The organism is Bacillus sp. JJ722, from assembly GCF_036963345.1.
In the GTDB taxonomy this organism is placed as follows: domain Bacteria; phylum Bacillota; class Bacilli; order Bacillales; family DSM-1321; genus Bacillus_AD.
In genome coordinates, this window is sequence record NZ_JBALMO010000071.1 from 3,202 (window position 1) to 27,347 (window position 24,146).

Consider the following 24,146-nt stretch of genomic DNA (forward strand, 5'->3'; position numbering starts at 1 on the left):
TTTAAGTGGGAGATTAAGCACCAGTAAGAACTCGATTGGTTCAACTAATAATCAGTGAGGGATGGAAGAAAACCTCCATCGCTTAAAGTTTCACTTTATTGGAGGGATGATGTTGATTATTAAAGAATGTGTAGGTTACGAATTAGTAAAAGAAAAATCAAATTCTCCGCAAGATCATTTCAATCGCTCTGAAGTATCGTATATTGAAGATGGAAGAGAAAAGAAACTTTACGTGCTGTATGTGAAGTACTTTGAAGAGTTATTAGCAGAACAAGAAAGTCTTCATCCATTATTTACTATTAGAGAGCGTGAAGTTTTCATAAAAGATGTTGTAGCTTTAATTTATTTAATGAAAAACGCTGAATCTAAAGAACGTAAAAGAATTTATATAAGTTCACAAGAATTATTTTCGGAAATTTTTGAAAATATAGATTATAATCAAATAAAATTGATTTTTCAAACATTAGCAGAGCAGCGAGATTGTACGATTTAAATGTTAAAGGCAATAAGGATCTTTTAATAAATAGGAGGATGTTCGATTTGGGGAATAGCATGTTAAAGACGCAATTGGAAGAAGTAAAGAATTTTTTAGGTGAAACAGTTACAATATTAGGTGATTATCTTAACGAAAATAATTATAACGGTCTGCAGGAAGAAAAAAGCGGAGATGAGCAATACTACAAAAGTTTACTTTCTAATTTAAGAAGGTTAGAAGTTTTTTGTGATGAAGGTCATGATACTTGTAAAATTGTTTTGAAGAATGAAGTATTCCATAAGGGAGCAGCTGAAAAAACATTATATACAATTTATCATCAATGTATTGAAGAGTTCTTTTCACCGAAGAATGATGCTTGGTATGAAGATAGCCGATCTGCATATACAGGTAAAAATTCCATCAAATTTCATCAAGAAGTACCTGAGTCATTTTCAAACTTAACAAAAACGCTTGAAAGTGGTTTCCAACGTTTAAGGGAAGACTTAGAGTATTACGAAACAGACTACCGCACGAAGATGCTTCAATCTAAATAACCATCATATATAAATCACATAGAATCAATAAGCGAAGGGAATGTCAGGTATATTCCTTTCGTTTTTTAAATGTTTTAAAAATAAATAAATGACTCATGATACAAGCTTTTATCACATAAAAGTGAAAAGGGAGGTCGATGTTATGAGTGATTTCAAAACTTATATTCAACAGGTGAAAACCTGGCTTGTGGAAGTAAAGAATTTCACATTGAATAGAAATATTGAAACAGAAGAAATAACGCAGAACATTGGAGGGATTGAGACGTATATTGCTTCAATTAAGGAAGGAGAAATAACTGAAAGTGATGTTATTACACTGCAATCATATGTGAACGACACGAATATACTTCTCAATGAATACGTTGATGACAACGATGATGACTACCGTCAATTATATGTTCCAATCGGCCAGCATAAATTACCACCACTTCCTTATAATTACGATGCCTTAGAACCTTATATCTCAACTGAAATTATGAAGTTACATCATGATAAACATCACCAATCATATGTTGATGGATTAAATAAAGCTGAGAACATGATGAAGAAAGCAAGAGAAACGAATGATTTTGCTCTATTAAAGCATTGGGAACGTGAAGCAGCTTTTCATGGGTCTGGACACTATTTACATACAATATTTTGGGATGTAATGAGTCCGAACGGTGGAGGTGAGCCAAAAGGGGCATTGCTTCAACAAATTACGAAAGACTTCGGAAGTTATGCTGCGTTTAAGAAACAATTTTCAGAAGCTGCGAAGCAAGTTGAGGGAGTTGGTTGGGCTATTCTCGTTTGGTCACCACGCTCAAGAAGGCTTGAAATTTTACAAAGTGAACGACATCAATTATTAACTCAATGGGATACCATTCCTCTCCTTGTACTTGATGTTTGGGAGCATGCGTATTATTTACAATATAAAAACAATCGGGGAGACTATGTCGATAAGTGGTGGAATATCGTTAATTGGCCAGCTGTAGCAGAGCGATTTCAAAAAGCACAAAAGTTACAATGGAAGCCTTATTAACCTATGCTTGTCAAAACACTTCAATAATGATGAAGTGTTTTTTCTTTTTGTCATAACACTTGTCCTTTTGCATAAACTTGTACAAAACAGGTAAAGGATGAAGGATTCCATGCGTGTAAAAAAAATAGCTATCATGATAATGTTTTTTTTGCTTTTTTGTATGCTTACTCCGCACCGTTCAAATGCTATGTCTGTTAGTGCTGAAAGTGCTGTATTAATGGAGCAAGTTAGTGGGAGAGTTCTGTTTGAAAAAAATGCTCATGAGAAGAAGAGAATTGCAAGTATTACTAAGATCATGACAGCTATTCTTGCAGTTGAATCAGGTAAGTTAGATGATATGGTCACGGTTAGTGATCGGGCATTTGGGACGGAAGGTTCATCATTATTTTTACAAAAAGGGCAAAAAATGAAGTTAAAAGACTTAGTGTATGGTTTAATGCTTCGCTCTGGAAATGATGCTGCTATTGCAATCGCAGAACATGTTGGGGGTAGTTTAGAAGGATTTGTGTTATTGATGAATCAAAAAGCCGAAGAAATAGGAATGGAAAATACGTCATTCACTAATCCGCATGGACTAGATAACACCCCAAACCATTATTCTACTGCCTTTGACATGGCCTTGCTAACTCGCTATGCAATGAATAATAAAACGTATGCTGAAATAGCAGGTACCAAAAATCATAAAGCTCCAAACCCGAATGAAGCATGGGATTATTCTTGGAATAATAAAAATAAAATGTTGAAGCTTTATAAATACTCGACTGGTGGAAAGACAGGATTTACGAAGTTAGCTAGACGTACACTCGTATCGACGGCAACGAAAGGTGAACTTTCATTAATAACAGTCACATTAAATGCAGGTGACGATTGGAATGATCATATGTCGTTATTTGATAGTGGATTTAAAGACTATGATTTAACAAAGATTATGAATTCAGGTAAGGTTAAGAAAATAAAAAATTCCTTCTATAAAAATAAAGTTGTGATTTTGGAACCTTTTCTATATCCATTGACTGATGAAGAAAAAGATAAACTACATATCGAAATAAAACTAATTAAACCAAAGAAAGATTGGTCAAGAAAAGAAAATGTGCCAACTACTGTAGGTAAGGCTTACATTATGCTTGAGGATGAAGTAATAGGAACAAGAAACATTCATTATGGTGTCCATGTCAAAGTTAAACAAACGAGTTTTTTAGAAAGTTGGACGAATACATTATTAATGATTTTGGGTTTGAAAGATCATGGTTAATTACATTTGGGTTGGAATGATGATAGTAGGTTTTGTTTTTGCAGCAATTAATGGAACGATAGATGAAGTTAATAAAGCTTTATTTAAAGCGGCTGCAGATGCAGTAACCATATGTTTCGGGTTGATGAGTGTTTTAGTTTTCTGGTTGGGCCTTATGAAGATAGCGGAAGATGCGGGCATGTTAGTGAAGTTTTCAAAATTATTCAAGCCATTCGTACGCAAGTTGTTTCCAGAAGTACCACCAGATCATCCTGCACTTGGCTATATTTTGTCCAATATGATGGCTAATGTATTTGGATTAGGTAATGCTGCAACTCCACTTGGAATCAAGGCAATGGAACAATTAAAGGCATTGAATAAAGGAAAGAATGAAGCAAGTCGGTCAATGATAACCTTTCTAGCGATTAATACATCATGTATAACACTTATACCAACGACAGTTATAGCGATACGAATTACTCATGGTTCGGCAAACCCTACAGAGATTGTCTTACCGACCATATTAGCAACAATCATTTCAATGATAGGCGGAATATTAATTGACCGATTTTTTTATGAGAGACGTAAGCGCAATGGGAGGGGATAGTTTTGCAATGGATTACCAATCTATCCGTATGGATATTACCTATCTTAATCGGAGGTATTCTCATATATGGTACGATGAAAAAAGTACCGACTTATGAAAGCTTTGTTGAAGGTGGTAAAGAAGGTATAGCGATTTCATTTTCAATTATTCCATATTTGGTAGGTATGCTAGTAGCAATTGCGGTTTTTCGAGCTTCTGGAGCAATGGAAGCTTTCGTTTCCTTACTTAAACCCTTGTTTGCTTTTATAGGTGTTCCTTCTGAAATAGTCCCACTGGCGCTGATTCGCCCCATTTCTGGAAACGCCGCATTAGGGATGACAAGTGATTTAATGGCGACTTATGGTGCCGATTCATTCATTGGACGGTTAGCATCAACGATTCAAGGAAGTACAGATACAACCTTCTATGTACTTACTGTTTATTTTGGAGCAGTAGGAATTAAGAAAATGGGGGATGCGTTGAAAGTAGGTTTACTAGCTGATTTAGTAGGTTTAATTGCCGCGGTTCTTGTGGTTGTCTATATATTTGGTTATTAATGAACTGATAATAAGAGATCTTGTAGTTGATCTTTTATTGTCAGTTTATTTAATTTAAGGAAAAATTAAGAATAATAGTATAAAGTAGGAAGTACTTTGAATATTATGTTTTCTTTTAATAAACCAAGTTTGTTTTTGCTTTTTGTATGAAATATGCCATAATTGTATATTGCTTGTTTAATTAATTAGGCAAGAAGTAATATGTAAGAGGTGATAAAAAATGGAAAGATTACAAAAAGTAATTGCACACTCTGGCGTGGCTTCAAGAAGGAAAGCGGAAGAGTTAATTTTAGAAGGAAGAGTAACAGTGAATGGGGATGTTGTTCGAACATTAGGTACAAAAGTGGGACCGAATGATAAGGTAGAAGTAAATGGTGTACCTTTAACGAGTGAGGCTCCAGTTTACTTTATGTTAAACAAGCCTCGTGGTGTTATTTCCGCCGTTCAAGACGATAAGAATCGTAAAGTTGTAACGGATTTCTTCCCATTGGTGCAAGAAAGAATTTATCCGATTGGTCGACTTGACTATGATACGTCAGGTTTATTATTGCTGACAAATGATGGAGAGTTTGCTAATGCATTGATGCATCCAAAAAATGAAGTGGTAAAAATCTATGTTGCAAAAGTAAAAGGCATCCCGTTACGTGAGAAATTGAAAAAACTTCAATATGGTGTGAAACTCGAAGATGGTATGACTGCCCCAGCTCAAGTTAAGGTTCTTTCAGTAGATAAAAAGAAAAACACAGCTATTATTCAAATTGGTATACATGAAGGAAGAAACAGACAAGTACGAAGAATGTTTGATGCTATTGGGCACCCTGTAATGAAATTAAAACGAGAGCAATACGGATTTTTGACATTGCGTGGTTTGAATACTGGCGATGCTCGAGAACTAACTCCTCATGAAGTAAAACAACTAAGAGTACTAGCTACCAGCATTCGTAAGAAATAGTAAAATTTTCACATAACATTCATTTTTCTAATCAATATAGCTGGAATTCTAGATGCTATAATGTCGTAAAGAACATATAGGGGGATAACAATGGGGAATAAGAAGCGTCGTCTCATCATGAGGTCGGTAGTGCTTGTAATAATGGGAATCGCTATTCTTTATACACTTTATGCAAACTTTACGAAAGAAGATAATAAGGCTGTTGCCAAAGGACAAGAAGCCCCAGATTTTGTATTAACAGACTTAGAGGGAAAGAAACATCAACTTTCTGATTATAGAGGACAAGGTGTGTTTTTGAATTTTTGGGGTACTTGGTGTCCTCCTTGTAAAGAGGAAATGCCTTATATGGAAAATCAATATCAAAAGTATAAAGACAATGGAGTACAGGTTTTAGCGGTTAATATCGAAGAATCAGAAGTAGTAGTATCTAGTTTCGTGAAGAAACATGGACTCACCTTTCCAGTGCCAATGGATCGTGATGGCCGCGTGAATGATGCATATGGTGTTTTCAATCTACCTGTTACGTTTCTAATCGATAAAAATGGGATTGTTATCGATATTATCGAAGCAGGGATGACGGAAGAACTAATTCAACAACAAATGGAAAGAATTAAACCATAAACATTGGGGAGTTTTTAACATGAGAGATGTGAAATGTGAATGCGGACATGTGAATCCACATGGAACCATTCTTTGTGAATCTTGTGGGAGAGTGCTAGCTGAAGGAGAGAAAGATAAGAAGCTCGTTGATATGCGTTATGAGGGGACGGCGAGGCGATCTCAAACATATCAGAAAACATTTGTGGACAAAATTTGGAATTTTTTCTCTTCTGTAAAAGTCGGAGTTGCACTGATTATTATTACATTGCTTGCTTCAGCCATCGGTACGATTTTTCCGCAAGAAATGTTTATACCATCAACACTTCCTCCAGAACAATACTATCAAGAAGAATATGGTGCGTTAGGCGCAATATATTATAGCCTTGGATTTCATGAATTATACAGTTCATGGTGGTATTTAATCTTAATTGCTTCAATCGGGATTTCTCTTGTAATCTGTAGCTTAGATCGGTTTGTACCTTTATATCGAGCTTTAAAAACGCAAAGAGTTGATCGACATGAGGATTTCCTACGGAGACAGAGAGTATACGGTGTAACTGAATTGGAAAATGACAACTTAGATTTAGCGATAATCAAAAAAAGATTGCAAGATAGCAAGTTTAAAGTAAAAGAAGTGGATGGGAAAATTCTCGCTGAAAAAGGTAGATTTTCACGTTGGGGTCCATACGTGAATCATATAGGTTTAATCATTGTATTGATTGGTGGAATGTTGAGATTCGTTCCAGGGATGTATTATGATGAAATTCTTTGGGTTCGTGAAGGTGAGACAGAACCCATTCCGGGCACAAAAGGAGAATATTATGTAGAAAACAAGAAATTCACAATGGAAGTATACGAAAAGGATAAAGAATCAGATGTTTTTACCGAGGCTATTGAAAAGAACGCTATGGTAGCGAAGAACTATCAGACGGATGCAGTATTATATAAAGCAGACGGAGAGCCACTCCCAGGGGAAGAACCAGAACTCAAAAAGGAACAAGAGCAAATTATAAAAGTAAATGAACCTTTAAAATTCAGAACTTTCGCACTTTACCAAGTTACATATAAATTAGATGAACTCAATAAAATGTCATTTTATCTTACAGAAAAGAAATCTGGAAAAAACTTAGGTATGATTACAGTTGATTTGCATAATCCTGAGAATTTCTTTGACTTAGGGAATGGCAACAGAGTGGAGCTAGTTACTTATTTACCAGACTGGGAAATGGATGATAAAGGTGAACCCGTCACAAAGACAAGGATTCCGAATAATCCTGCTTTTGTGTTCAGGATGTTTACACCTGAAAAACCTAAAGGTGAAGTAAGCTTTGTAGCCATTCAAAATACTATAGAAGCTTCTGAGAATAATGCATATAAAATGTCATTTGCAGGCGTAGAAACAAAAAATGTAACAGGATTAACGGTTAGGAAAGATTTGACATTACCAGTACTAGGGCTTGGTGGACTTATTTTTATGATTGGTGTTATTCAAGGAGCTTATTGGAACCATCGTCGAATTTGGATTCAGAAAAAAGGTAATCAAGTCATTCTAGCAGCTCATACGAACAAGAACTGGCACGGTTTAAAAAGAGATATTAAGAAAACCATTGAAGGTTTAGGGTTAAATGAACCAGAAGATCGAGTCGAGAAGAAGGAATCAGCTCAATAGGGGGAAATAAGAAATGGTTGAACTTAGCGGTAATTTGCTGTTTCTAGCATTTATTCTATACTTAGTAGCAACTCTATTCTTTGGTGGTGCCATTAAGGGGAAGAATCAAGATGCAACACCAAAGTTGCGAAAATCGTCTCTAATAGGAATCACAATAACAATTATTGGCTTCCTAGCCCAGTTGGGGTATTTTGTAACGAGATGGATAGCTGCTGGACACGCTCCAGTTAGTAATTTATTTGAATTTATTACATTTTTTGGAATGATGCTTGTCGGTGCATTTATTATTATTTTCTTCATTTATCGAGTAAATGTTCTAGGTGTTTTTACGTTACCAATCGCAACGCTACTTATTGCGTATGCAGCGATGTTTCCTAGAGAGATTACACCGCTTGTACCATCGCTTCAAAGTAATTGGTTGCACATACATGTGACAACAGCTGCAGCTGGACAAGGAATACTAGCTATCAGTTTTGCGGCAGGTTTAATTTATTTAATTAAAGTAGTTGATCAATCGAAACGCAGTAAGAAAACGTTTTGGCTAGAAACGGTAGTATTTTTTCTTGTTCTTACTTTAGGCTACGTACTCGCCTCTTCGTTTTTCGCTGCTCAAGGATATGAAGCTAAATTTGATTGGGTGGACAAAAACAAAATTGAATCAGAAACGGTGTATGAATTACCACCTTTAATTGGACCAAATGAAGGAATTAGCAAAACAAAAGATGTAATGAAACCGCTTATTGAAGCACCTGGATTTATCAATGCTAATAAAACAAATTCTGTTGTATGGGCGCTTCTAGTAGGAATCGTATTATATGTTTTGCTACGCCTCGTATTAAGAAAACGTATTAGCCATGCCTTGCAGCCTTTAACGCGTAAAGTAGGGAAAGATTTATTGGATGAAGTAAGTTATCGTTCTGTACTAATAGGCTTTCCTGTATTTACGTTAGGAGCACTAATATTTGCCATGATTTGGGCACAAATCGCATGGACTAGATTTTGGGGTTGGGATCCAAAAGAAGTATGGGCATTAATAACCTGGTTATTCTATGCTGCATTTCTTCATTTACGATTATCCAAAGGTTGGCATGGTGAGAGGTCAGCTTGGTTAGCAGTAATTGGATTTGGAATCATTATGTTTAATGCCATCTTTGTTAATTTAGTTATTGCTGGACTTCATTCTTATGCATAATTTAGATAAAGATTTTTAAAATGGACTTTTTTTGTTTAGAATATAGAAAGATGAATGTTTTTATAAAGCCTTCACCGTTTAAAGGTGGAGGTTTTTTATGAAGTAAAATCACTCTAACAGTGTAAAATTTGCATTGATTTATAAAGAGTATCTATCGTTTTGATTGTATTAACACTGTTTTCGTGCTGTAAACATTGAGAAATGTATAAGTTTATTTCTCTTTTCTTGCTTTTTATATATAATGAAAGAGTTACAAACATTTAGATGGAAAAACAGTCTACTTTTTGTGAAGAAAAAATGATAGAACTAATAATCATCATTTTGTGCTGTATACAAAAGGGGAGGAAGTATGATGGATAATAGTGTCAAAATTTTAGTAGTCGATGATGAGGAAAGAATTCGTCGTTTATTGAAAATGTATCTTGAAAGAGAAGATTATGTAATCGAAGAAGCAGAGGATGGAAATGAAGCTTTAATAAAAGCTACTACAAATGATTATGATTTAATTCTCTTAGATATCATGATGCCAGGTAAGGATGGAATTGAAGTATGTCGAGAGTTGAGAGAGAAGAAATCAACTCCTGTTATAATGTTAACAGCAAAAGGTGAAGAGATTAATCGCGTGCAAGGATTCGAAGTAGGTACGGATGATTATATTGTAAAACCATTTAGCCCAAGGGAAGTTGTTTTACGAGTAAAAGCTCTATTACGACGTTCATCAAAAACTAGCTACATTCAAACAGATACAACAACAAAAGATGTAATTGTCTTACCTCATCTTACAATTGATAATGATGCTCATAGAGTTATGGCAGATGGAAAGGAAGTTTCGCTTACTCCGAAAGAATATGAACTCCTTTATTTTCTGGCGAAAGCCCCAGATAAAGTATTTGATCGCGAACAGCTATTAAAAGAAGTGTGGCATTATGAGTTTTTCGGTGATTTACGTACAGTAGATACACATGTAAAACGATTAAGAGAAAAGCTTAATCGAGTTTCTGAAGAAGCAGCTAAGATGATTGTCACCGTTTGGGGTGTAGGGTATAAATTTGAGGTTGTGAACGAATAATGATATTTCTAAGGAGCGTCGTTGGTAAGCTTTGGCTTACCATCTTACTGTTAGTATGTTTTGTGTTGCTGATTTTGACGGTGCTCCTTCTTGAGTTTTTCGAGAGTTTTAATGTACATCAAGTAGAGAATGAATTACTCACTACTGCTAACCGGATTGTACAGATTCTTGAGGATCATGAAGATCCAGACTATACCTTAGAAATATCATCCCAACTATTAGGTCAATCTAAGACAATCATGATTGTTCAGGAAGATAATAAAGTTTATACAACAGACTCTAGCTATTCACAACCAGAGCTTTCTGTAGACATGATAAAAAAAGATAAAGATCTTTCTCGAGTGTTTTCTAGTGGAAAAACGGTAACTAAAGAGCTTGTACTTAAACAATCTCCTGATGGAGAAGTAGAAACACCTGGCATAATCGTGGGTGTTCCTTTAAATACGGTTACTAATGAAAATGGTGTAATTTTTGTTTTTCAAACGCTGGATTCAATGCAAGATACTATTCAATCAACAACAAAATTTATTATTTTGGCGGCTGGAGTAGCAATTGTCCTAACAACGATTTTTGCTTTTTTCCTTTCTACTCGTATTACAGCTCCTTTGAGAAAAATGAGGGAAGCTGCTTTTGAAGTGGCTCGAGGGAAATTTGATACGGAAGTGCCTTCGCCTTCGAATGATGAAATTGCCGAACTTGCAGTTGCATTCAATCAGATGGGAAAACAGCTTAAAAATAATATGGATGCCCTTAGTCAAGAAAAAGAAAATTTAGATAGTATTTTAAGCAGTATGGCCGATGGTGTTATTACGATAAATATAGATGGTTCGATATTAAAAACAAATCCACCTGCTGATCAATTTCTACACTATTGGTATTATGAGAAACGCAAGCCAACTAGTCAGCGTGAAGCTCCTTTTGAATTAATGAATTTGTTTCAACTATCGGTCGAATCTGAGCAAGAACAAATTGGCGAAATAAAAATTGGTGATCATTACTGGGTTATAATTGTAAGCCCTTTATATAATAATAAAAATATTCGTGGTGCTGTAGCGGTATTACGTAATATGACTGAAGAGCGCAAGTTAGATAAAATGCGTAATGATTTTATTGCTAATGTTTCCCATGAACTGCGAACACCGATTAGTATGTTACAAGGTTATAGTGAAGCAATCATTGATGATATTGCCCAAACTGAAGAAGAAAAGAAAGAAATGGCGCAAATCATTTATGATGAGTCTCTTCGAATGGGCCGCCTAGTAAATGAATTGTTGGATTTAGCTCGTATGGAAGCAGGGCATATGAGTTTAAACTTTGAGGATGTTCATTTAAATTATTATTTGAATCGAATTACATCGAAGTTTTCAGGTCTTGCGAAAGATAACGAAATAACAATTAATACGAATATAGAAGATATAAATAGGCATTGGATTATTGATCCTGACCGTATGGAGCAAGTGTTAATAAACTTAATTGATAATGCAATTCGTCATACGCCGGCTAGGGGAATAGTTTCTATTAACCAATATGTGGATGAAAAAGATAGACTTGTAATCGAAGTACAGGATTCAGGATCAGGTATAGCTTCAGAAGATTTGCCTTTTATATTTGAACGATTCTATAAAGCTGATAAAGCAAGAACGAGAGGTCGTTCGGGTACAGGTCTTGGATTGGCGATTGCTCATAATATTGTGAAAGCGCATAATGGTGAAATTTCAGTTGTCAGTGAGATAAATGAAGGAACAATGTTTACATGTATTATACCGAAAAGTAAAGTGATATTAAGTAATAAAATGTAAATGTCATGCTGTAGCTTTATCGCTGTAGAATAACTGGAATACCACAAAAAGAATTTTTAATGACATCAGGAAGAGTTTTTTAACTCTTCCTTTTGTGTAATTAATTTCTTTTTTAAAACATGTGTAACTTTAATATTAGTTGTTTCGACTAATATTAAACGGAGGGGGAGGACTATGATGCACTCCGTTTTTCAAAATCTATATGAAAAGTATCATCAAGATGTTTTTCAATTTTTATTTTATATGGTGAAAAATCGAGAAACTGCTGAGGACTTAATGCAAGAGGTTTATATAAAAGTACTGCATTCATATGAACGATTTGAAGGTAAGAGCAGTGAGAAGACGTGGCTATTTTCAATTGCCCGAAATACGGCAATTGATCATTTTAGAAAGCAAAAAACATGGATGCAAAGAATTCTTCATAATTTTGATTGGAGTAGAGACACGATACAGGATTGTCAGCCGTTACCTGAAGAAATCGCTGTCTTAAACGACCACGTGCAGAAGATTTATGCTAGTCTTGATTGTTGTACAGTTGATCAACGAATGGTATTAATTCTTCGTTTTGTTCAGTCGTTATCGATCGTAGAAACGGCTGAAGTTCTTGGATGGACAGTAAGTAAAGTAAAGACTACTCAACATAGAGCTTTAAAGACAGTTCGTACACTTTTAGAAGATACTGTAGGGGAGGAGAATTATAATGAAGAAGTCACAATGGAATGAAAATGAAATAATATCATTATTCTCCCAACTACCAAGTATTAAAGACAATCGAGATCCCCAAATAATCTATGGAAGAGCAATTGAGCCTAAACTTATGAAGGATTCTAGTAAGTGGCTAACGATGACTGCATCTGCAGCAGCAATATGTCTTTTTGCCTTTTTTACTTTAACTATTTTCTTTCAAGAGGAAATGAAAAGAGATAGCGGTAATAACTCAAATAATGTAGCGATGTATAGTGATAACGCTGAATTTGAAGAAATGTCCTTAGAAGATAATTCGGTTGAAGAGCATAAACAAGAGGTTAAAGAAGATAGTGAAAAGAATACAAATGCTGCTGCTCATGAGAGCAATCAGTCAAATGATCGGAGTAATAGTAGCCAAAACTCTGATCCTTTAAGAAAACAAGCTAGCTTCTCCTCTGTTTCATCAAGCGCATTATTATATAAAGATGAAGTGAAAAATATGAATTATATGACTATAGGAGTGCCTTCAGCCAATAATAGCATTGTTCCAATTACACTAATGGTAGATAAACAAACAACTAATCCAGTAGAAGCGCTTAAAGAAGCTAAAATGGCTATTAATGATGAAATACTTGATTTACAAGTAGGTGTGATAGATTGGCAAGCCGCAAATGCAACCGAAGAACAGGCTGTTAATATTACTTTCTCAATGAATGCGAAAGAAGTAATGGATAAAATGGTTTTGGAATCATTGAAGGAAGGGTATATATATCGAGATGTGAAGAAACTTTACTTTTATACGAATGAACAGAAGGGGGTTGCATTTTCGGATACAGGATTAGTAGAAGAAGCTCAGATTGATTCTACTCCTCAACGTGCGATCTATCTGCTGGAAAACAACGAGGGAACGACACCATTATTTGTCCCTTCAACAAGTGTATTCAGTGAGATCTCAGAAGCTCTTGAAGTGATGAAATCAGTAGGTAAGACTGAGAGTATGAAAGCGAGTATTCCTGCTGCTGTACATTTTGATGAAATTGTCGATAAAGGTGATCATTTAGTTGTAAATTTCTCAAATGATACGAAGCTTGAAGATAGCGAAGCTTATGTGAAAGCAATAGAAGCGATATTGTTAACGGCCAGAGAGTTTGGATATAAAACGATTCAATTTCAAAATAGTAATATAAATACAATCGGTTCAATGAAGTTAAATGAAATTATGGAAGTACCGATTGCTCCTAATGTAATCAATTCATAAGGTAAAGGGTATTCGAAAGGAAACTTTTGAATACCCTTTTTGTTTAATATCCATCCGTCATAATTGAATAATAGCTTATTGTTTTGAAAATCAGACTATAGTATACCGTAAAACAGACTCTTCTGCTTTTTTTAGTATATTTCTCCAAACTTAAGTGAAATCTAGTAACTGTGACCATTAATTGTCTGATATACATTTGAGAGTTCTATGAGTGGACAAGTCCACATAATATACGAAGAACCATTCGTAATTAATGGGGATGATTGAATCTCTATTGATCAAGTCTTCAATTTTATAGGAGGAAATGTATGATTGATTATGGTAGAAGGTTGCTGGTCGTATTAATAATAGCTGTATGTATTGGTCTTATGTTTGTTGGAGGAACCGTAAAGAAAGCTGCAAGTACGAAAGAGATGCCTGAAAACTGGATTTGGCCTGTTGAAGGTACTATTAGCGACTTTTTCGGCACTAGAGGTGGAGAGCATAAAGGGATTGATATAGCGGGATCAATTAATTCGAATATACGAGCAGTAAGTAATGGGGTTGTTAGTAAGTCTTATTACTCGGATTCTTATGGGCATGTTGTATTTATTCTTCATGAAGATGAAGGATATGAAACGGTATATGCTCATTTAAATAAGCGTTTAGTAAATGAAGGAGAGTTTGTAAAGCAAGGCCAAGCTATTGGAAAGATGGGTAATACAGGGAATTCAAGTGGAACACACTTGCACTTTGAAGTTCATGAACGAAATTGGTCAATTGCTAAAGAGAATGCAATTAATCCGTTGATTGTTTTACATAAACAAAATCATGAACTAGCATCCAAAAAAGCAGTTGAGGCAATGTCTTTACATAGTAATAAACATGTAGTACGAGAAGGAGAAACACTGTGGAGCATAAGTAAGAAGTATGGTATATCGATTCAGGAGTTAAAAGAAAATAACAAGTTGCTTTCAGACGCCATTTTTGTTGAGCAAATAATAATTATAAATCAAGTTCAATAAACTCAGAGGCTGTTACTAACAGCCTCTGAGTTTATAAAATAGTAGCTTGTTGATAAACCTTGAAAAAGAGTGAATCTACGTCCAGCTCCGAGCACCCAACGCCTAGTGAACGGGCGCTCGGAGCTTTTGTTCTTATAGGGAGATATTATGCATGAAAGTAATATCATCTAGTTCTAATAATTTCTCATGAACTTCTTTACATAGTGCCTTATCGATAGAAAGAACCATTACTGCTTCTCCACCAAGTTGTTTACGCCCAACTTGCATCGTTGCGATATTTACAGAGTGATCGCCTAATACTTTACCAACACGACCGATTACACCTGGACGGTCAGTATGTTGAATGTAAAGAAGGTTCCCTTCTGGAATGAAGTCAATTGCAAAGCCGTTTAAGCTAACAATGCGTGAACCGTAGTTTTCAACATAAGTTCCTTTGATGTCTAATTGTTGTTTATCACCTTTTACAGTTACAGTAATCAAGTTGCTATAGCCAGAAGTGTTTTGAGAAATCTTCTCTCCGATTGTAATGCCTCTTTCTTGTGCTACAAGCATTGCGTTTACTTCATTAACTGGATGGTCAATTCTAGCTCCTAAGAAACCTGAAATGATGCTTTTTGTTAATAAACTACTTTCAAAGTCAAGTACTGTACCAGCGTATGTTACAGAGATTTCTTTAACTCCCTCTTTCATACATTGAGAAGCGAAACTTCCTAACTGTTTAGCTAAACTGTAGAATGGTTGGATTTTTTCAAAAACTGCTTTAGAGATAGCCGGTAAATTAATAGAATTTGATACAGGATTTCCATTTAAGAATGTTAACACTTCTTGAGCTACTTGAGTAGCAACATTTAGTTGAGCTTCTTTAGTAGATGCTCCTAGGTGAGGTGTTGCAATAACTGAATCTAATTCAAGTAATTTATTGTTTGTTGCTGGTTCTTCAACGAATACGTCTAGAGCTGCTCCGGCCACGTGACCTTGAACAAGGCACTCGTATAAATCATCTTCGTTAATGATTCCACCACGTGCACAGTTTAGTACATAAATACCTTTTTTCGCTTTTAATAAACGTTCTTTGTTGATTAATCCTCTAGTTTCTTTAGTTAGTGGAGTGTGTACAGTGATGATGTCCACTCGCTCAACAAGTTCGTCGATTGTTAAAGAAACAATGTTTAATTGTTTTGCTCTTTCATCTGTTAAGAAAGGATCGAATGCGAATACGTTCATACCAAACGCTTTAGCTCGTTTCGTAATCTCTGCCCCAATTCTACCCATTCCTACAATACCTAGATTTTTTCCGTTTAATTCAGTTCCTACGAAAGCTGAACGTTTCCATTCACCTTTCTTAATAGAAGCATAAGCTTGAGGAATATGTCTCATTAAGGAAGACATCATAGCGAACGTATGTTCAGCGGTTGAGATTGTATTACCATCTGGAGCATTAACAACAACAATACCGCGCTTTGTTGCAGCTGGGATTTCCACATTGTCTACACCTACACCAGCGCGTGCAATAATTTTTAAGTTTGGCATTTTATTCATTAATTCTTCTGTTACTTTTGTAGCACTTCTAACTAAAATAGCATCGATATCGTTTAGCTTGTCAGCTGCTTCTTCAACTGTTTGTTGAATTAATTCAACTCCATCAGCTTGAAGAAGAGGAGTTAATCCCTCAGGCTTAATAGCATCAGCGACTAATATTTTGTACACCAAGAACACCATCCTATTAATGTATGAAATTTTTAAAATTTATAAAACTATAAACTATTAAACTCATTCTACAGAACAAAAAAAAGTGTGTCAATTTAATACAGGGTCCTGAAAGCGCTTTAAAGTGTGAAAATATTATTAAATTTTCAAAAAATTATATAAATTAAAATTTCATTTTTGTTATAAAATCCCCTAGACATTTATTTGAATTATTAGTATATTTATACCAAGTAATATGATGTGAATAATAAAAATTTAAAAATTCTTATCAAGAGAGATGGAGGAACTGGTCCTACGAAGTCTCGGCAAAAGGCTCAAAATAAAGAGTACTGTGCCAATTCCAGCAATCAAATGATTGAAAGATAAGAGGATGTAATCAATTAGTTAAACTCTTCTTATTCATTAATAAGAAGAGTTTTGTGCTATTTAGGTAGGAGGTCTGTTGATGGATTTAAAAACAATTAAAACATTTAAAACAATTGTTCGGTTAGGTAGTTTTCAACGTGCGGCTGAAGAGCTTAATTATGCTCAATCGACAGTAACGATGCATATAAAAAGTCTTGAATCGGAATTAGGTGTCCTTTTGCTTGAACGAGGAAAGAAACTACAAATGACTGAAGCGGGTAGGTTGCTGAATGAAAAAGGGGATTTATTATTAAAAGATTTTGAAAATTTACAACACTCTATGGAGGACTTAGTTCATGGTGAATCTGGTCAAATTAGACTTGGAGTTATGGAGCCAGCTGCGAGCTATCGTGTTCCATTAGTATTGGCTTCATTTATTGAAAAATTTCCGAAAGTTCAGTTAAGGGTACAAGTGCAATGCTGTAAAGTATTAAGTGAAATGGTAAAAAATGATGAGGTGGATATTGCGTTGTGTACCGCACCTGAAATGGATCAGGATTTCAATTTTGAACCGCTTTTCTCAGAGGAAGTAGTTTTATTAGTGCCTGCCTTCCATCGCCTTACTAAATTTGATCGTATTCTATTGCGAAATCTTGAAGGTGAAAAATTGATTACTACAAATACTCATTGTCCATTTCGACGAAATCTTGAGAAACAGATGATTGAAGTAGGAATTAATCCTGATTATAAATTAGAAGTTAGCGATATGCTCGCAATCAAACATTATGTTCAATTTGATTTTGGAATTGCTATTGTCCCGTTAATAGCTGTTACACCACCTCCTGCAGGTACAGTGATTAGAACGATAGAAGATTTTCGTAGTGAATTAAAGATTGGATTTATAAGAAATACAGGACAATCACATTGTAGGAGAGCGATGGATCATTTAATTGATGTCATAAATGATGGATTAAAGTTACATGGGTATGCGCAATTATAATTAATAATGATTAATTTTAAGATAAGTCAAATTTTATTTGTAAATAATGGTTTTTAGATATATAAGTACNNGTACAATCATGGAGACAATTCTCTTGCCTTCATTTTTGTAACATGATAAAATCAAACGGACTAATTGTATAGTTAGTGGTAGTTTTTTAGTAGAATAACATTAGATTTTATGCTTTCTCGAAGGGATTTGAGTAAGCATCAGACAGTCAACTAGTGATTAAACTATCAAAATAGTACTACTTACCATACAAGAGGTCACTAATAAAATATTAGATCTACTTTCGGGGCAGGGTGAAATTCCCGACCGGCGGTGTTGAAGATTTTATCTTCTAAGCCCGTGACCTGTGCAATAACTTTGTTGTTACACAGCTGATTTGGTGAGAATCCAAAGCCGACAGTATAGTCTGGATGGGAGAAGGTGGAGGTTCGAGCGTTTTACTCTATTTTTAAAAATAATATAGTAATACGTTTATTTAACCTTGGTAATTTTCTCCCTTTAGTGTACTAAACTAAAGGGTTTTTTTATGCCACGGTTAGGGCCTATCCTCTTTTCGTGAAGGAGATCACAAAAGAAGGAGAGAGTACTATGAAGAGTCAAAAGGTTAGAAAATTTGTTGTAATTGGGATGTTCAGTAGTATTGCTTATGTATTGATGTTGTTGAATTTTCCTTTTCCAGGGTTTCCAGCATTTCTCAATATCGACTTTAGCGACATTCCAGCGTTAATTGCCGCGATTATCTTTGGGCCAGTAGCTGGTATTGTAGTTGAGTTAATGAAGAATATTCTAGACTACGCGATGACAGGTAGTGAAGTAGGGGTACCGATTGGGCATTTTGCAAACTTTATTGCTGGAGTAGCATACATTTTACCTGTCTATTATATTTATAAGAAAGCGAGTTCTAAGAAAGGTTTAGTTGTTGGTCTTGTGACTGGAACCGTTGTAATGGCTGTATTTATGGCAATCATGAATTACTTAATTATCCTTCCAGCATATACTTTCTTTATGAACTGGGATATGGGAGACGCAAAAACACTTGTAACAACTGCAATCTTACCATTTAATTTAATTAAAGGTGTATTGATGACAGCGGTCTTCTTATTGTTATTTAGCCGTTTACAAGGATGGCTTGCAAAGTTAGTACCTGCTAAAGTTTAAATACATTTAATATATATGAACTTTAAAGTTAAAGCCAGTAATTGTTGGGAACAACAATTACTGGCTTTTTTAAATTTTCTTTGAAAAAATCAAAAAAGAAGCTATCTAGGCTAAAACGATCTAATACGATTAGCCGGACAACTTCTTTGTTCATATATTATGGATTATTCATATTTTAGAGCGTCACCATCAAATGATTCGTCTGAAACTTTAATGGATTCAGTTGGACAGCCTTCTAAAGCATCCATCATATCTTCTAAAAGAACTTCAGGCACTTCTGCAGTACCTTGGTTTTCGTCTAGAATAACAAACGCGATACCTTCATCATCATAATCATATATATCAGGCGCTGCTGCTCCACATGCTCCACATGCAATGCAAGTGTCTTTGTCAACAATCGTATATTTAGCCATGATAAACCTCCTTACTTATGTACAATACTTGTACGAAAATATATTCTACTACAATCTATTGTATTTGTCATACGGTAACTTTTCAATAGTATTTACTATTACTTCAAAAATCATGAAAAAACAGTATAGTTGATATTGAAGTTTAATGTCAATGTACATTCAAAATGTTTTTCACCAAATTGCGCTAAATTCTGATAAAATTATGTAAGAATGATGACGATATAAACTAGGAATGTGATTACTATGTTGCACTCGTATTTAGAAGCAATTATTTTACAAAGCCTTGTACAAATTAATGGCGAAAGAACCGTATATTCTGTATTTCATGTGCTATATGGCAAGAAATCCTCTCAAACTATTCAAGATATACATTTATATAACATACCTGAATACTTTAGGACTTATCCAACAATTAGTCGAGAGGAATTTCAATCAATGATCCAATATTTCAATGAAATGGATTGGATTCAACTTAAAGATGAAAAAGGTGAATATGCTGTAACCTCTAGAAGCAAAATGGCATTGGATGAATTTTATCTGAAGAAGCCAATGCTATCTCATATAAATGGCTTTAAATATCATAATCAGGTAGCATTATTCTGGAAGCGGTTTTCACTATTGTTTCAAGTGTTATCAAATAGTGCGCATAAAAATTCTAAATATTATTGTGTGCAACGTGATTTAGCAATACAAAGCTGGGTAAAACGATTTTTAATACAGCACAAAAATCGGGAACAGCTAATAAAACAACTTCATGATGAAATGTATGAAATATTAATAAAAGTCCCTGATTTCCAAGCTAATGTTTTTCTATTAAAGCTATCAGGAAGTAAACGGATTGGGTATAGTAACAAGCAAATAGCGGATTTACTAACGTTAAATGAAATTGATGTTTACTATCTGTTTGTGGATACACTTCATTGTTTTTTATCAATTGTGGAGGAAAATCCTAATGGAGTGTTAGCTTCAATAGGTGCGGGTTTATTGGTAGATGGAGCAAGTATGATTACGAATAGTTCCATGATTACATTTAAATATGTTAAAAATGGTTTTTCGATTGATGTAATAGCTAATAAAAGGCGATTAAAACGAAATACAATTGAAGATCACATCGTTGAATTGGTTATTAATCGTACAGTTACAAATATCTCAAATTATGTAAGTGACGAATGGGTTGAGCAAATTATCAATACTGCAAATGAAAATAAGACACGGCAATTAAAGCAAATCAAGCAAGCTTTATCGGATCAGGTTAGTTATTTTCAAATACGTCTAGCTCTTGCAAAAGGAGGGGCATTGTTTTGAATCTGGAACAAGAATTGTATCAACATTTTGGCTATCATTCGTTTCGTGATGGTCAAAAAGAAGTTATACAATCCTTATTAGAAGGAAACGATACATTGGCAATGTTGGCAACTGGAACAGGTAAATCCATATGTTATCAACTAGCAAGCAAGATAATTGGAAAACCTGCTGTAATTGTTTCACCTTTAATATCTCTTATGCAAGATCAAGTAGAACAATTAAAGTTAAATGGAGAAAAGAGAGTTGTCGCGTTAAATTCATTTTTAACACAAGATGAGAAGTACGAGGCACTACGAAATATTAATAGGTATCAATTTATATTTTTATCTCCAGAGATGTTAATGATGCCTAATGTTTTATCGGCTTTAAGCAATCTTCAAATTGGATTATTTGTTATTGATGAAGCCCATTGCATATCACAATGGGGCTTTGACTTTAGACCTGATTATTTAAACCTTGGAAGTATTAGAAGAAAGTTGCACAACCCACTTACCTTGGCGTTAACGGCTACTGCTACTGAACAAGTACGACAAGACATCAAATATTTTTTAGAGATTGAGAATTGCACTGAAATCGTTACATCGGTAAATAGAGATAATATTGGCTTGTTTGTTGAAAGATTGAATTCCTATGATGAGAAAGAAAAAAGATTGGTAGAGCTAGTAAAAAGCTTAAAGAAGCCTGGGATCATATATTTCTTAAGTAAAAAAGCGGCTGAAGCAGCTAGTGATTTGTTAAGAAATAGCGGTGTTGAGAGAGTTGGTGTGTACCATGCTGGTATGGATCAAGAACAGAGAGTACTGATTCAGCAACAATTTTTACAAAATCAATTGCAAGTTATATGTGCGACAAGTGCCTTTGGAATGGGTATTAATAAAGAGAATGTTAGATTTATTATTCATTTTCATCTACCTCCTAATATGGAAGCGTACTTACAAGAAATTGGTAGAGCGGGTCGTGATGGGCTATCGAGTGCAGCAATCTTATTATATTGTGATGGAGATGAAAGTCTACCGTTATTTTTGCTGGAAAATGAACTTCCTAATGAAATTCAAATCGATGAATTGTTTCATACATTAGCACCCCACAAGGACTTAAATAATACATCGGTACCAATCTCTCAAGTTATGGCGAATATAGGATTTACTGAAACGCAAGAGCGTCTCATTTGGCATTATATGCAACAAGCAGGTTCTCTTACCGACATACAAGCTGGACTCAAAGAGCATATTCGTAATACGACGGAAAGAAAATTAATGAAATGGCAAATTTTCTTTAAATGGATGTTACAAAAGAACTGTTATCGAAAAGGCATCCTAAAGTATTTTGAAGAGGTCGATGACGTTGAACAATCCCCATGCTGTAGTAATTGCGGAGATCAAATTGAAAGCTACTATAGTAATGATAGTGAGGAAATGTCTCTAACTTTGGAGTATATGAATTGGAAAGAAGAATTATCAGCATTTTTACTACCGAAAAGAGCTATGAAAGATGAATAATAAACAAGCTGAGTTAATAAAGAATATTTCGGATGAAGTACTTGTGCTAAATGTGTGGATAACACAAGGGATTGTACTCATTGTTTCAGCTATTTTGGCTTTTTTCTTATTTGATTCTTTATCTGAGTTTCTTTCTTTATTTCGATTTATAGATGTTATGCTGATATGGGGAGTCGTTGTAGGGTTACTTGTTGTATTGAATGATGTCATTTTAATGAAAATATTGCCGCCTTCTCTATATGATGATGGAGGTATTAATGAAAGGATATTTCGTAATTTATCCTATCCTAATATCTTCTTCCTAACATTAGTAATTGCTCTCTGTGAGGAAATCTTATTTCGTGGTGTGATTCAGTATAATACAAATATTTGGATTGCGAGTGCTATTTTTGCACTTGTTCATTATCGTTATTTATTCAAGCCATTTTTATTGGTGAATATAACTTTACTTAGTTTGTTTATTGGGCTGTTGTTTGAGTTGACTAATAACTTAATGGTAACGATCATTGCCCATTTTATTATAGATTTCTTATTAGGAATTATAATTAAAATTAAATATATAAGAGAAAAAAAAGACGGACTGTGAAAGTGGGGACTGCTCATGACGAATCAAGAACGCAATGATCAAGCGGAGCATTTGAGGAAAAAAGTTGATGCTAAGCAAAATGAAGATGAATTCAGCGTAGCTTCATTACCTTCTCGTAAAGAAGTACACGGTAAAAAGAAACAAAAAATGGTTTGGAAAATAAAGTTTCCATTAGTAAAACTATTAGCTTTATTTTTTGTTTTATTACCTATAACTATTTTTGCATTCTATACATATTTTACAAAAGATGATAAGCCCGCATTTACGAAAGAAGAGGAATCAAGTTTCTCATCAGAAGTTAATGTTGATGGGAAGTATGAAGATGAAGTGGTGAAGAAAGAGGATTCTCCTAAAGATAAGGATAAAAATGAAGATCAAAAAGAAAAAAAATTAGCAAATAATGATGAAAAAGAAGGAAAATCTAAAGTTGATAAACCAAGTTCAGAGCTTAATGTAAAGTCTAAAGAAGAAACAAAAGGTGATTCGAATCATCCAAATCAAAAGGTACCTGTGAAGAATGAACCAAAAGAGCCTGAAAAGAAACCTGTTGTGAAACCAGAGGTACCTGACAAGAACGAAAATACATCTAAAGTAATTGAGCATGTTGTTAAACCACAGGAAACAATCTTCCGAATTGCTATGAATTATTATTCTTCTCAATCGGGTATTGAAAAGATTAAGCAAGCAAATGGCTTATCTAGCAATGATATTCGCGTTGGACAAGTATTGAAAATCCCAATGGATTAAGTTCTATCATGGAGTGTTTTTTCATATACTCTTTATTGAAGGATATAGGGAGTTGAGTATATGGATTATTCTATCTCGATGTTAGATGATAAAATAACAGATCAAGCGACCAAGAAAATGCTTCAAAATGTAATTAAACGAAAGAGAAAGTTTGATGATTTAAAGAAGAAACATTTTTGGACAACTATTGTTGCGCTTATTCTTGGATTTTTTCTTGTGATATATATGTATTATTTTGTTGTACAGCCTTTTTCTTATTCCTTCTTTGATATGTTTTCTTATTTTATAAGTAAGCCTACTTCTTTCTTGTACTTTGCTACAGTGTTTGGGACCTACGGATATATGCTTGTACTTAAGAAACAAGCAGATAAAGCCGAAAAGGAATATCATGCCTTAAGATGCGAAATTGTTGATAAGAGCAAAGATTTATGGAAACAAGAAAATGCCTGGAAAGAAAGACATACCGTATTTAAAGTAATGAAAGAAAAGTATGATATTAATCTTTTTCAAGAGAATAAGTAAAATAGAATATAATGAAGAAAGAGGCTACATAACTAGTAGCCTCTTTCTTACTGTTTGATATTAAATATAACGAATAACAATGAGTAGTTATATGTCATGTCGCATACAATTAATTGTAATTGTGGTATGATTTCATTATGTTTTTTTGTAAATTTCATTATATGACAAGGAGTTAGCATGCTTTATATTTTTTTTAGTATT

24 protein-coding genes and 2 riboswitches are annotated in these 24,146 nt (G+C 34.4%); of the genes, 22 read left to right on the forward strand and 2 right to left on the reverse strand.

Annotation, left to right across the window (positions count from 1 at the left end; all coding sequences use genetic code 11):
• The first annotated feature begins 112 nt into the window (after window positions 1-112).
• From V7014_RS10485 to V7014_RS10555, 15 genes are all read left to right on the forward strand, one after another.
• Entirely contained in the window at window positions 113-493 is a 381-nt protein-coding gene (locus tag V7014_RS10485; protein WP_335506843.1) for a hypothetical protein, read from the forward strand.
• A 47-nt stretch (window positions 494-540) separates the two neighbouring features.
• Window positions 541-1,029: a YpuI family protein gene (locus V7014_RS10490; RefSeq protein ID WP_335506845.1), complete on the forward strand. Its 489-nt coding sequence runs from the start codon at window positions 541-543 to the stop codon at window positions 1,027-1,029.
• Window positions 1,030-1,171: 142 nt separating this feature from the next.
• Window positions 1,172-2,050, forward strand: a complete 879-nt coding sequence (locus tag V7014_RS10495) for a superoxide dismutase (protein WP_335506847.1) — start codon at window positions 1,172-1,174, stop codon at window positions 2,048-2,050.
• A 109-nt stretch (window positions 2,051-2,159) separates the two neighbouring features.
• Entirely contained in the window at window positions 2,160-3,302 is a 1,143-nt protein-coding gene (locus V7014_RS10500) for a D-alanyl-D-alanine carboxypeptidase family protein (RefSeq protein ID WP_335506849.1), read from the forward strand.
• Window positions 3,295-3,888, forward strand: a complete 594-nt coding sequence (locus V7014_RS10505; protein WP_335506851.1) for a nucleoside recognition domain-containing protein — start codon at window positions 3,295-3,297, stop codon at window positions 3,886-3,888. The genes V7014_RS10500 and V7014_RS10505 overlap by 8 nt, the downstream gene beginning before the upstream one ends.
• 2 nt (window positions 3,889-3,890) lie before the next feature.
• Window positions 3,891-4,424: a spore maturation protein gene (locus V7014_RS10510; RefSeq protein WP_335506853.1), complete on the forward strand. Its 534-nt coding sequence runs from the start codon at window positions 3,891-3,893 to the stop codon at window positions 4,422-4,424.
• A 220-nt stretch (window positions 4,425-4,644) separates the two neighbouring features.
• Entirely contained in the window at window positions 4,645-5,376 is a 732-nt protein-coding gene (locus V7014_RS10515) for a pseudouridine synthase (RefSeq protein WP_335506854.1), read from the forward strand.
• A 90-nt stretch (window positions 5,377-5,466) separates the two neighbouring features.
• Window positions 5,467-5,997: a thiol-disulfide oxidoreductase ResA gene (gene resA / locus V7014_RS10520; protein ID WP_335506856.1), complete on the forward strand. Its 531-nt coding sequence runs from the start codon at window positions 5,467-5,469 to the stop codon at window positions 5,995-5,997.
• Between the two features lie 19 nt (window positions 5,998-6,016).
• Complete coding sequence (gene resB, locus V7014_RS10525; protein WP_335506857.1) at window positions 6,017-7,645, forward strand: cytochrome c biogenesis protein ResB; 1,629 nt, start codon at window positions 6,017-6,019, stop codon at window positions 7,643-7,645.
• Between the two features lie 13 nt (window positions 7,646-7,658).
• Window positions 7,659-8,837, forward strand: coding sequence for a c-type cytochrome biogenesis protein CcsB (ccsB, locus tag V7014_RS10530; RefSeq protein WP_335506859.1), 1,179 nt, complete (start codon window positions 7,659-7,661; stop codon window positions 8,835-8,837).
• A 352-nt stretch (window positions 8,838-9,189) separates the two neighbouring features.
• Window positions 9,190-9,906, forward strand: coding sequence for a response regulator transcription factor (locus V7014_RS10535; protein WP_335506861.1), 717 nt, complete (start codon window positions 9,190-9,192; stop codon window positions 9,904-9,906).
• Window positions 9,906-11,705: an ATP-binding protein gene (locus V7014_RS10540; protein WP_335506863.1), complete on the forward strand. Its 1,800-nt coding sequence runs from the start codon at window positions 9,906-9,908 to the stop codon at window positions 11,703-11,705. Before V7014_RS10535 ends, V7014_RS10540 begins: the two co-directional genes overlap by 1 nt.
• Before the next feature lie 177 nt (window positions 11,706-11,882).
• A complete protein-coding gene (gene sigX / locus V7014_RS10545; RefSeq protein WP_335506887.1) occupies window positions 11,883-12,428 on the forward strand; it encodes an RNA polymerase sigma factor SigX in 546 nt (181 codons plus the stop codon).
• Entirely contained in the window at window positions 12,406-13,650 is a 1,245-nt protein-coding gene (locus tag V7014_RS10550; protein WP_335506865.1) for a GerMN domain-containing protein, read from the forward strand. The genes sigX and V7014_RS10550 overlap by 23 nt, the downstream gene beginning before the upstream one ends.
• A 308-nt stretch (window positions 13,651-13,958) precedes the next feature.
• The gene (locus V7014_RS10555) at window positions 13,959-14,654 is read left to right on the forward strand and encodes a peptidoglycan DD-metalloendopeptidase family protein (protein WP_335506867.1); all 696 of its coding nucleotides are present in this window, start codon (window positions 13,959-13,961) and stop codon (window positions 14,652-14,654) included.
• Window positions 14,655-14,786: 132 nt separating this feature from the next.
• Here V7014_RS10555 and serA read toward each other — a convergent pair whose 3' ends face one another.
• Window positions 14,787-16,361 carry a phosphoglycerate dehydrogenase gene (serA, locus tag V7014_RS10560; protein WP_335506868.1) on the reverse strand — a complete coding sequence of 525 codons (1,575 nt, stop codon included), beginning with the start codon at window positions 16,359-16,361 and terminating at the stop codon, window positions 14,787-14,789.
• Window positions 16,362-16,623: 262 nt separating this feature from the next.
• Window positions 16,624-16,730, forward strand: a riboswitch (SAM riboswitch).
• Window positions 16,731-16,806: 76 nt separating this feature from the next.
• Between serA and V7014_RS10565 the strand changes: the two genes are divergently transcribed.
• Window positions 16,807-17,706 carry a LysR family transcriptional regulator gene (locus V7014_RS10565; RefSeq protein ID WP_335506870.1) on the forward strand — a complete coding sequence of 300 codons (900 nt, stop codon included), beginning with the start codon at window positions 16,807-16,809 and terminating at the stop codon, window positions 17,704-17,706.
• Window positions 17,707-17,990: 284 nt separating this feature from the next.
• A riboswitch (FMN riboswitch) is annotated at window positions 17,991-18,141 on the forward strand.
• 162 nt (window positions 18,142-18,303) lie between these two features.
• Entirely contained in the window at window positions 18,304-18,873 is a 570-nt protein-coding gene (locus V7014_RS10570; protein ID WP_335506872.1) for an ECF transporter S component, read from the forward strand.
• 164 nt (window positions 18,874-19,037) lie between these two features.
• Here the strand turns inward: V7014_RS10570 and V7014_RS10575 are convergent, their stop codons facing one another.
• Window positions 19,038-19,286, reverse strand: coding sequence for a ferredoxin (locus tag V7014_RS10575; RefSeq protein WP_335506874.1), 249 nt, complete (start codon window positions 19,284-19,286; stop codon window positions 19,038-19,040).
• A 243-nt stretch (window positions 19,287-19,529) separates the two neighbouring features.
• Between V7014_RS10575 and V7014_RS10580 the strand changes: the two genes are divergently transcribed.
• Genes V7014_RS10580 through V7014_RS10600 form a run of 5 tightly spaced genes read left to right on the forward strand, consistent with a single transcriptional unit; the run spans window position 19,530 to window position 23,945 of the window.
• The gene (locus V7014_RS10580) at window positions 19,530-20,591 is read left to right on the forward strand and encodes a helix-turn-helix domain-containing protein (protein WP_335506890.1); all 1,062 of its coding nucleotides are present in this window, start codon (window positions 19,530-19,532) and stop codon (window positions 20,589-20,591) included.
• The gene (locus V7014_RS10585; protein WP_335506876.1) at window positions 20,588-22,090 is read left to right on the forward strand and encodes a RecQ family ATP-dependent DNA helicase; all 1,503 of its coding nucleotides are present in this window, start codon (window positions 20,588-20,590) and stop codon (window positions 22,088-22,090) included. The genes V7014_RS10580 and V7014_RS10585 overlap by 4 nt, the downstream gene beginning before the upstream one ends.
• Complete coding sequence (locus tag V7014_RS10590) at window positions 22,083-22,676, forward strand: CPBP family intramembrane glutamic endopeptidase (RefSeq protein ID WP_335506878.1); 594 nt, start codon at window positions 22,083-22,085, stop codon at window positions 22,674-22,676. Before V7014_RS10585 ends, V7014_RS10590 begins: the two co-directional genes overlap by 8 nt.
• A gap of 15 nt (window positions 22,677-22,691) precedes the next feature.
• Window positions 22,692-23,423 carry a LysM peptidoglycan-binding domain-containing protein gene (locus V7014_RS10595; RefSeq protein ID WP_335506880.1) on the forward strand — a complete coding sequence of 244 codons (732 nt, stop codon included), beginning with the start codon at window positions 22,692-22,694 and terminating at the stop codon, window positions 23,421-23,423.
• 60 nt (window positions 23,424-23,483) lie between these two features.
• Window positions 23,484-23,945: a YpbF family protein gene (locus V7014_RS10600; RefSeq protein ID WP_335506882.1), complete on the forward strand. Its 462-nt coding sequence runs from the start codon at window positions 23,484-23,486 to the stop codon at window positions 23,943-23,945.
• Window positions 23,946-24,146: the final 201 nt, after the last annotated feature.

Excerpts from the sequence above, each read along its gene's own strand:
- V7014_RS10515 (WP_335506854.1), top strand. The coding sequence starts at position 4,645 with ATGGAAAGATTACAAAAAGTAATTGCACACTCTGGCGTGGCTTCAAGA.
- V7014_RS10580 (WP_335506890.1), top strand. The coding sequence starts at position 19,530 with ATGTTGCACTCGTATTTAGAAGCAATTATTTTACAAAGCCTTGTACAA.
- V7014_RS10570 (WP_335506872.1), top strand. The coding sequence starts at position 18,304 with ATGAAGAGTCAAAAGGTTAGAAAATTTGTTGTAATTGGGATGTTCAGT.
- V7014_RS10590 (WP_335506878.1), top strand. The coding sequence starts at position 22,083 with ATGAATAATAAACAAGCTGAGTTAATAAAGAATATTTCGGATGAAGTA.
- V7014_RS10495 (WP_335506847.1), top strand. The coding sequence starts at position 1,172 with ATGAGTGATTTCAAAACTTATATTCAACAGGTGAAAACCTGGCTTGTG.
- V7014_RS10550 (WP_335506865.1), top strand. The coding sequence starts at position 12,406 with ATGAAGAAGTCACAATGGAATGAAAATGAAATAATATCATTATTCTCC.
- V7014_RS10565 (WP_335506870.1), top strand. The coding sequence starts at position 16,807 with ATGGATTTAAAAACAATTAAAACATTTAAAACAATTGTTCGGTTAGGT.
- resB (WP_335506857.1), top strand. The coding sequence starts at position 6,017 with ATGAGAGATGTGAAATGTGAATGCGGACATGTGAATCCACATGGAACC.
- V7014_RS10505 (WP_335506851.1), top strand. The coding sequence starts at position 3,295 with ATGGTTAATTACATTTGGGTTGGAATGATGATAGTAGGTTTTGTTTTT.
- V7014_RS10575 (WP_335506874.1), bottom strand. The coding sequence starts at position 19,286 with ATGGCTAAATATACGATTGTTGACAAAGACACTTGCATTGCATGTGGA.
- V7014_RS10555 (WP_335506867.1), top strand. The coding sequence starts at position 13,959 with ATGATTGATTATGGTAGAAGGTTGCTGGTCGTATTAATAATAGCTGTA.
- sigX (WP_335506887.1), top strand. The coding sequence starts at position 11,883 with ATGCACTCCGTTTTTCAAAATCTATATGAAAAGTATCATCAAGATGTT.
- V7014_RS10600 (WP_335506882.1), top strand. The coding sequence starts at position 23,484 with ATGGATTATTCTATCTCGATGTTAGATGATAAAATAACAGATCAAGCG.
- V7014_RS10500 (WP_335506849.1), top strand. The coding sequence starts at position 2,160 with ATGCGTGTAAAAAAAATAGCTATCATGATAATGTTTTTTTTGCTTTTT.
- V7014_RS10595 (WP_335506880.1), top strand. The coding sequence starts at position 22,692 with ATGACGAATCAAGAACGCAATGATCAAGCGGAGCATTTGAGGAAAAAA.
- resA (WP_335506856.1), top strand. The coding sequence starts at position 5,467 with ATGGGGAATAAGAAGCGTCGTCTCATCATGAGGTCGGTAGTGCTTGTA.
- ccsB (WP_335506859.1), top strand. The coding sequence starts at position 7,659 with ATGGTTGAACTTAGCGGTAATTTGCTGTTTCTAGCATTTATTCTATAC.
- V7014_RS10540 (WP_335506863.1), top strand. The coding sequence starts at position 9,906 with ATGATATTTCTAAGGAGCGTCGTTGGTAAGCTTTGGCTTACCATCTTA.
- V7014_RS10535 (WP_335506861.1), top strand. The coding sequence starts at position 9,190 with ATGGATAATAGTGTCAAAATTTTAGTAGTCGATGATGAGGAAAGAATT.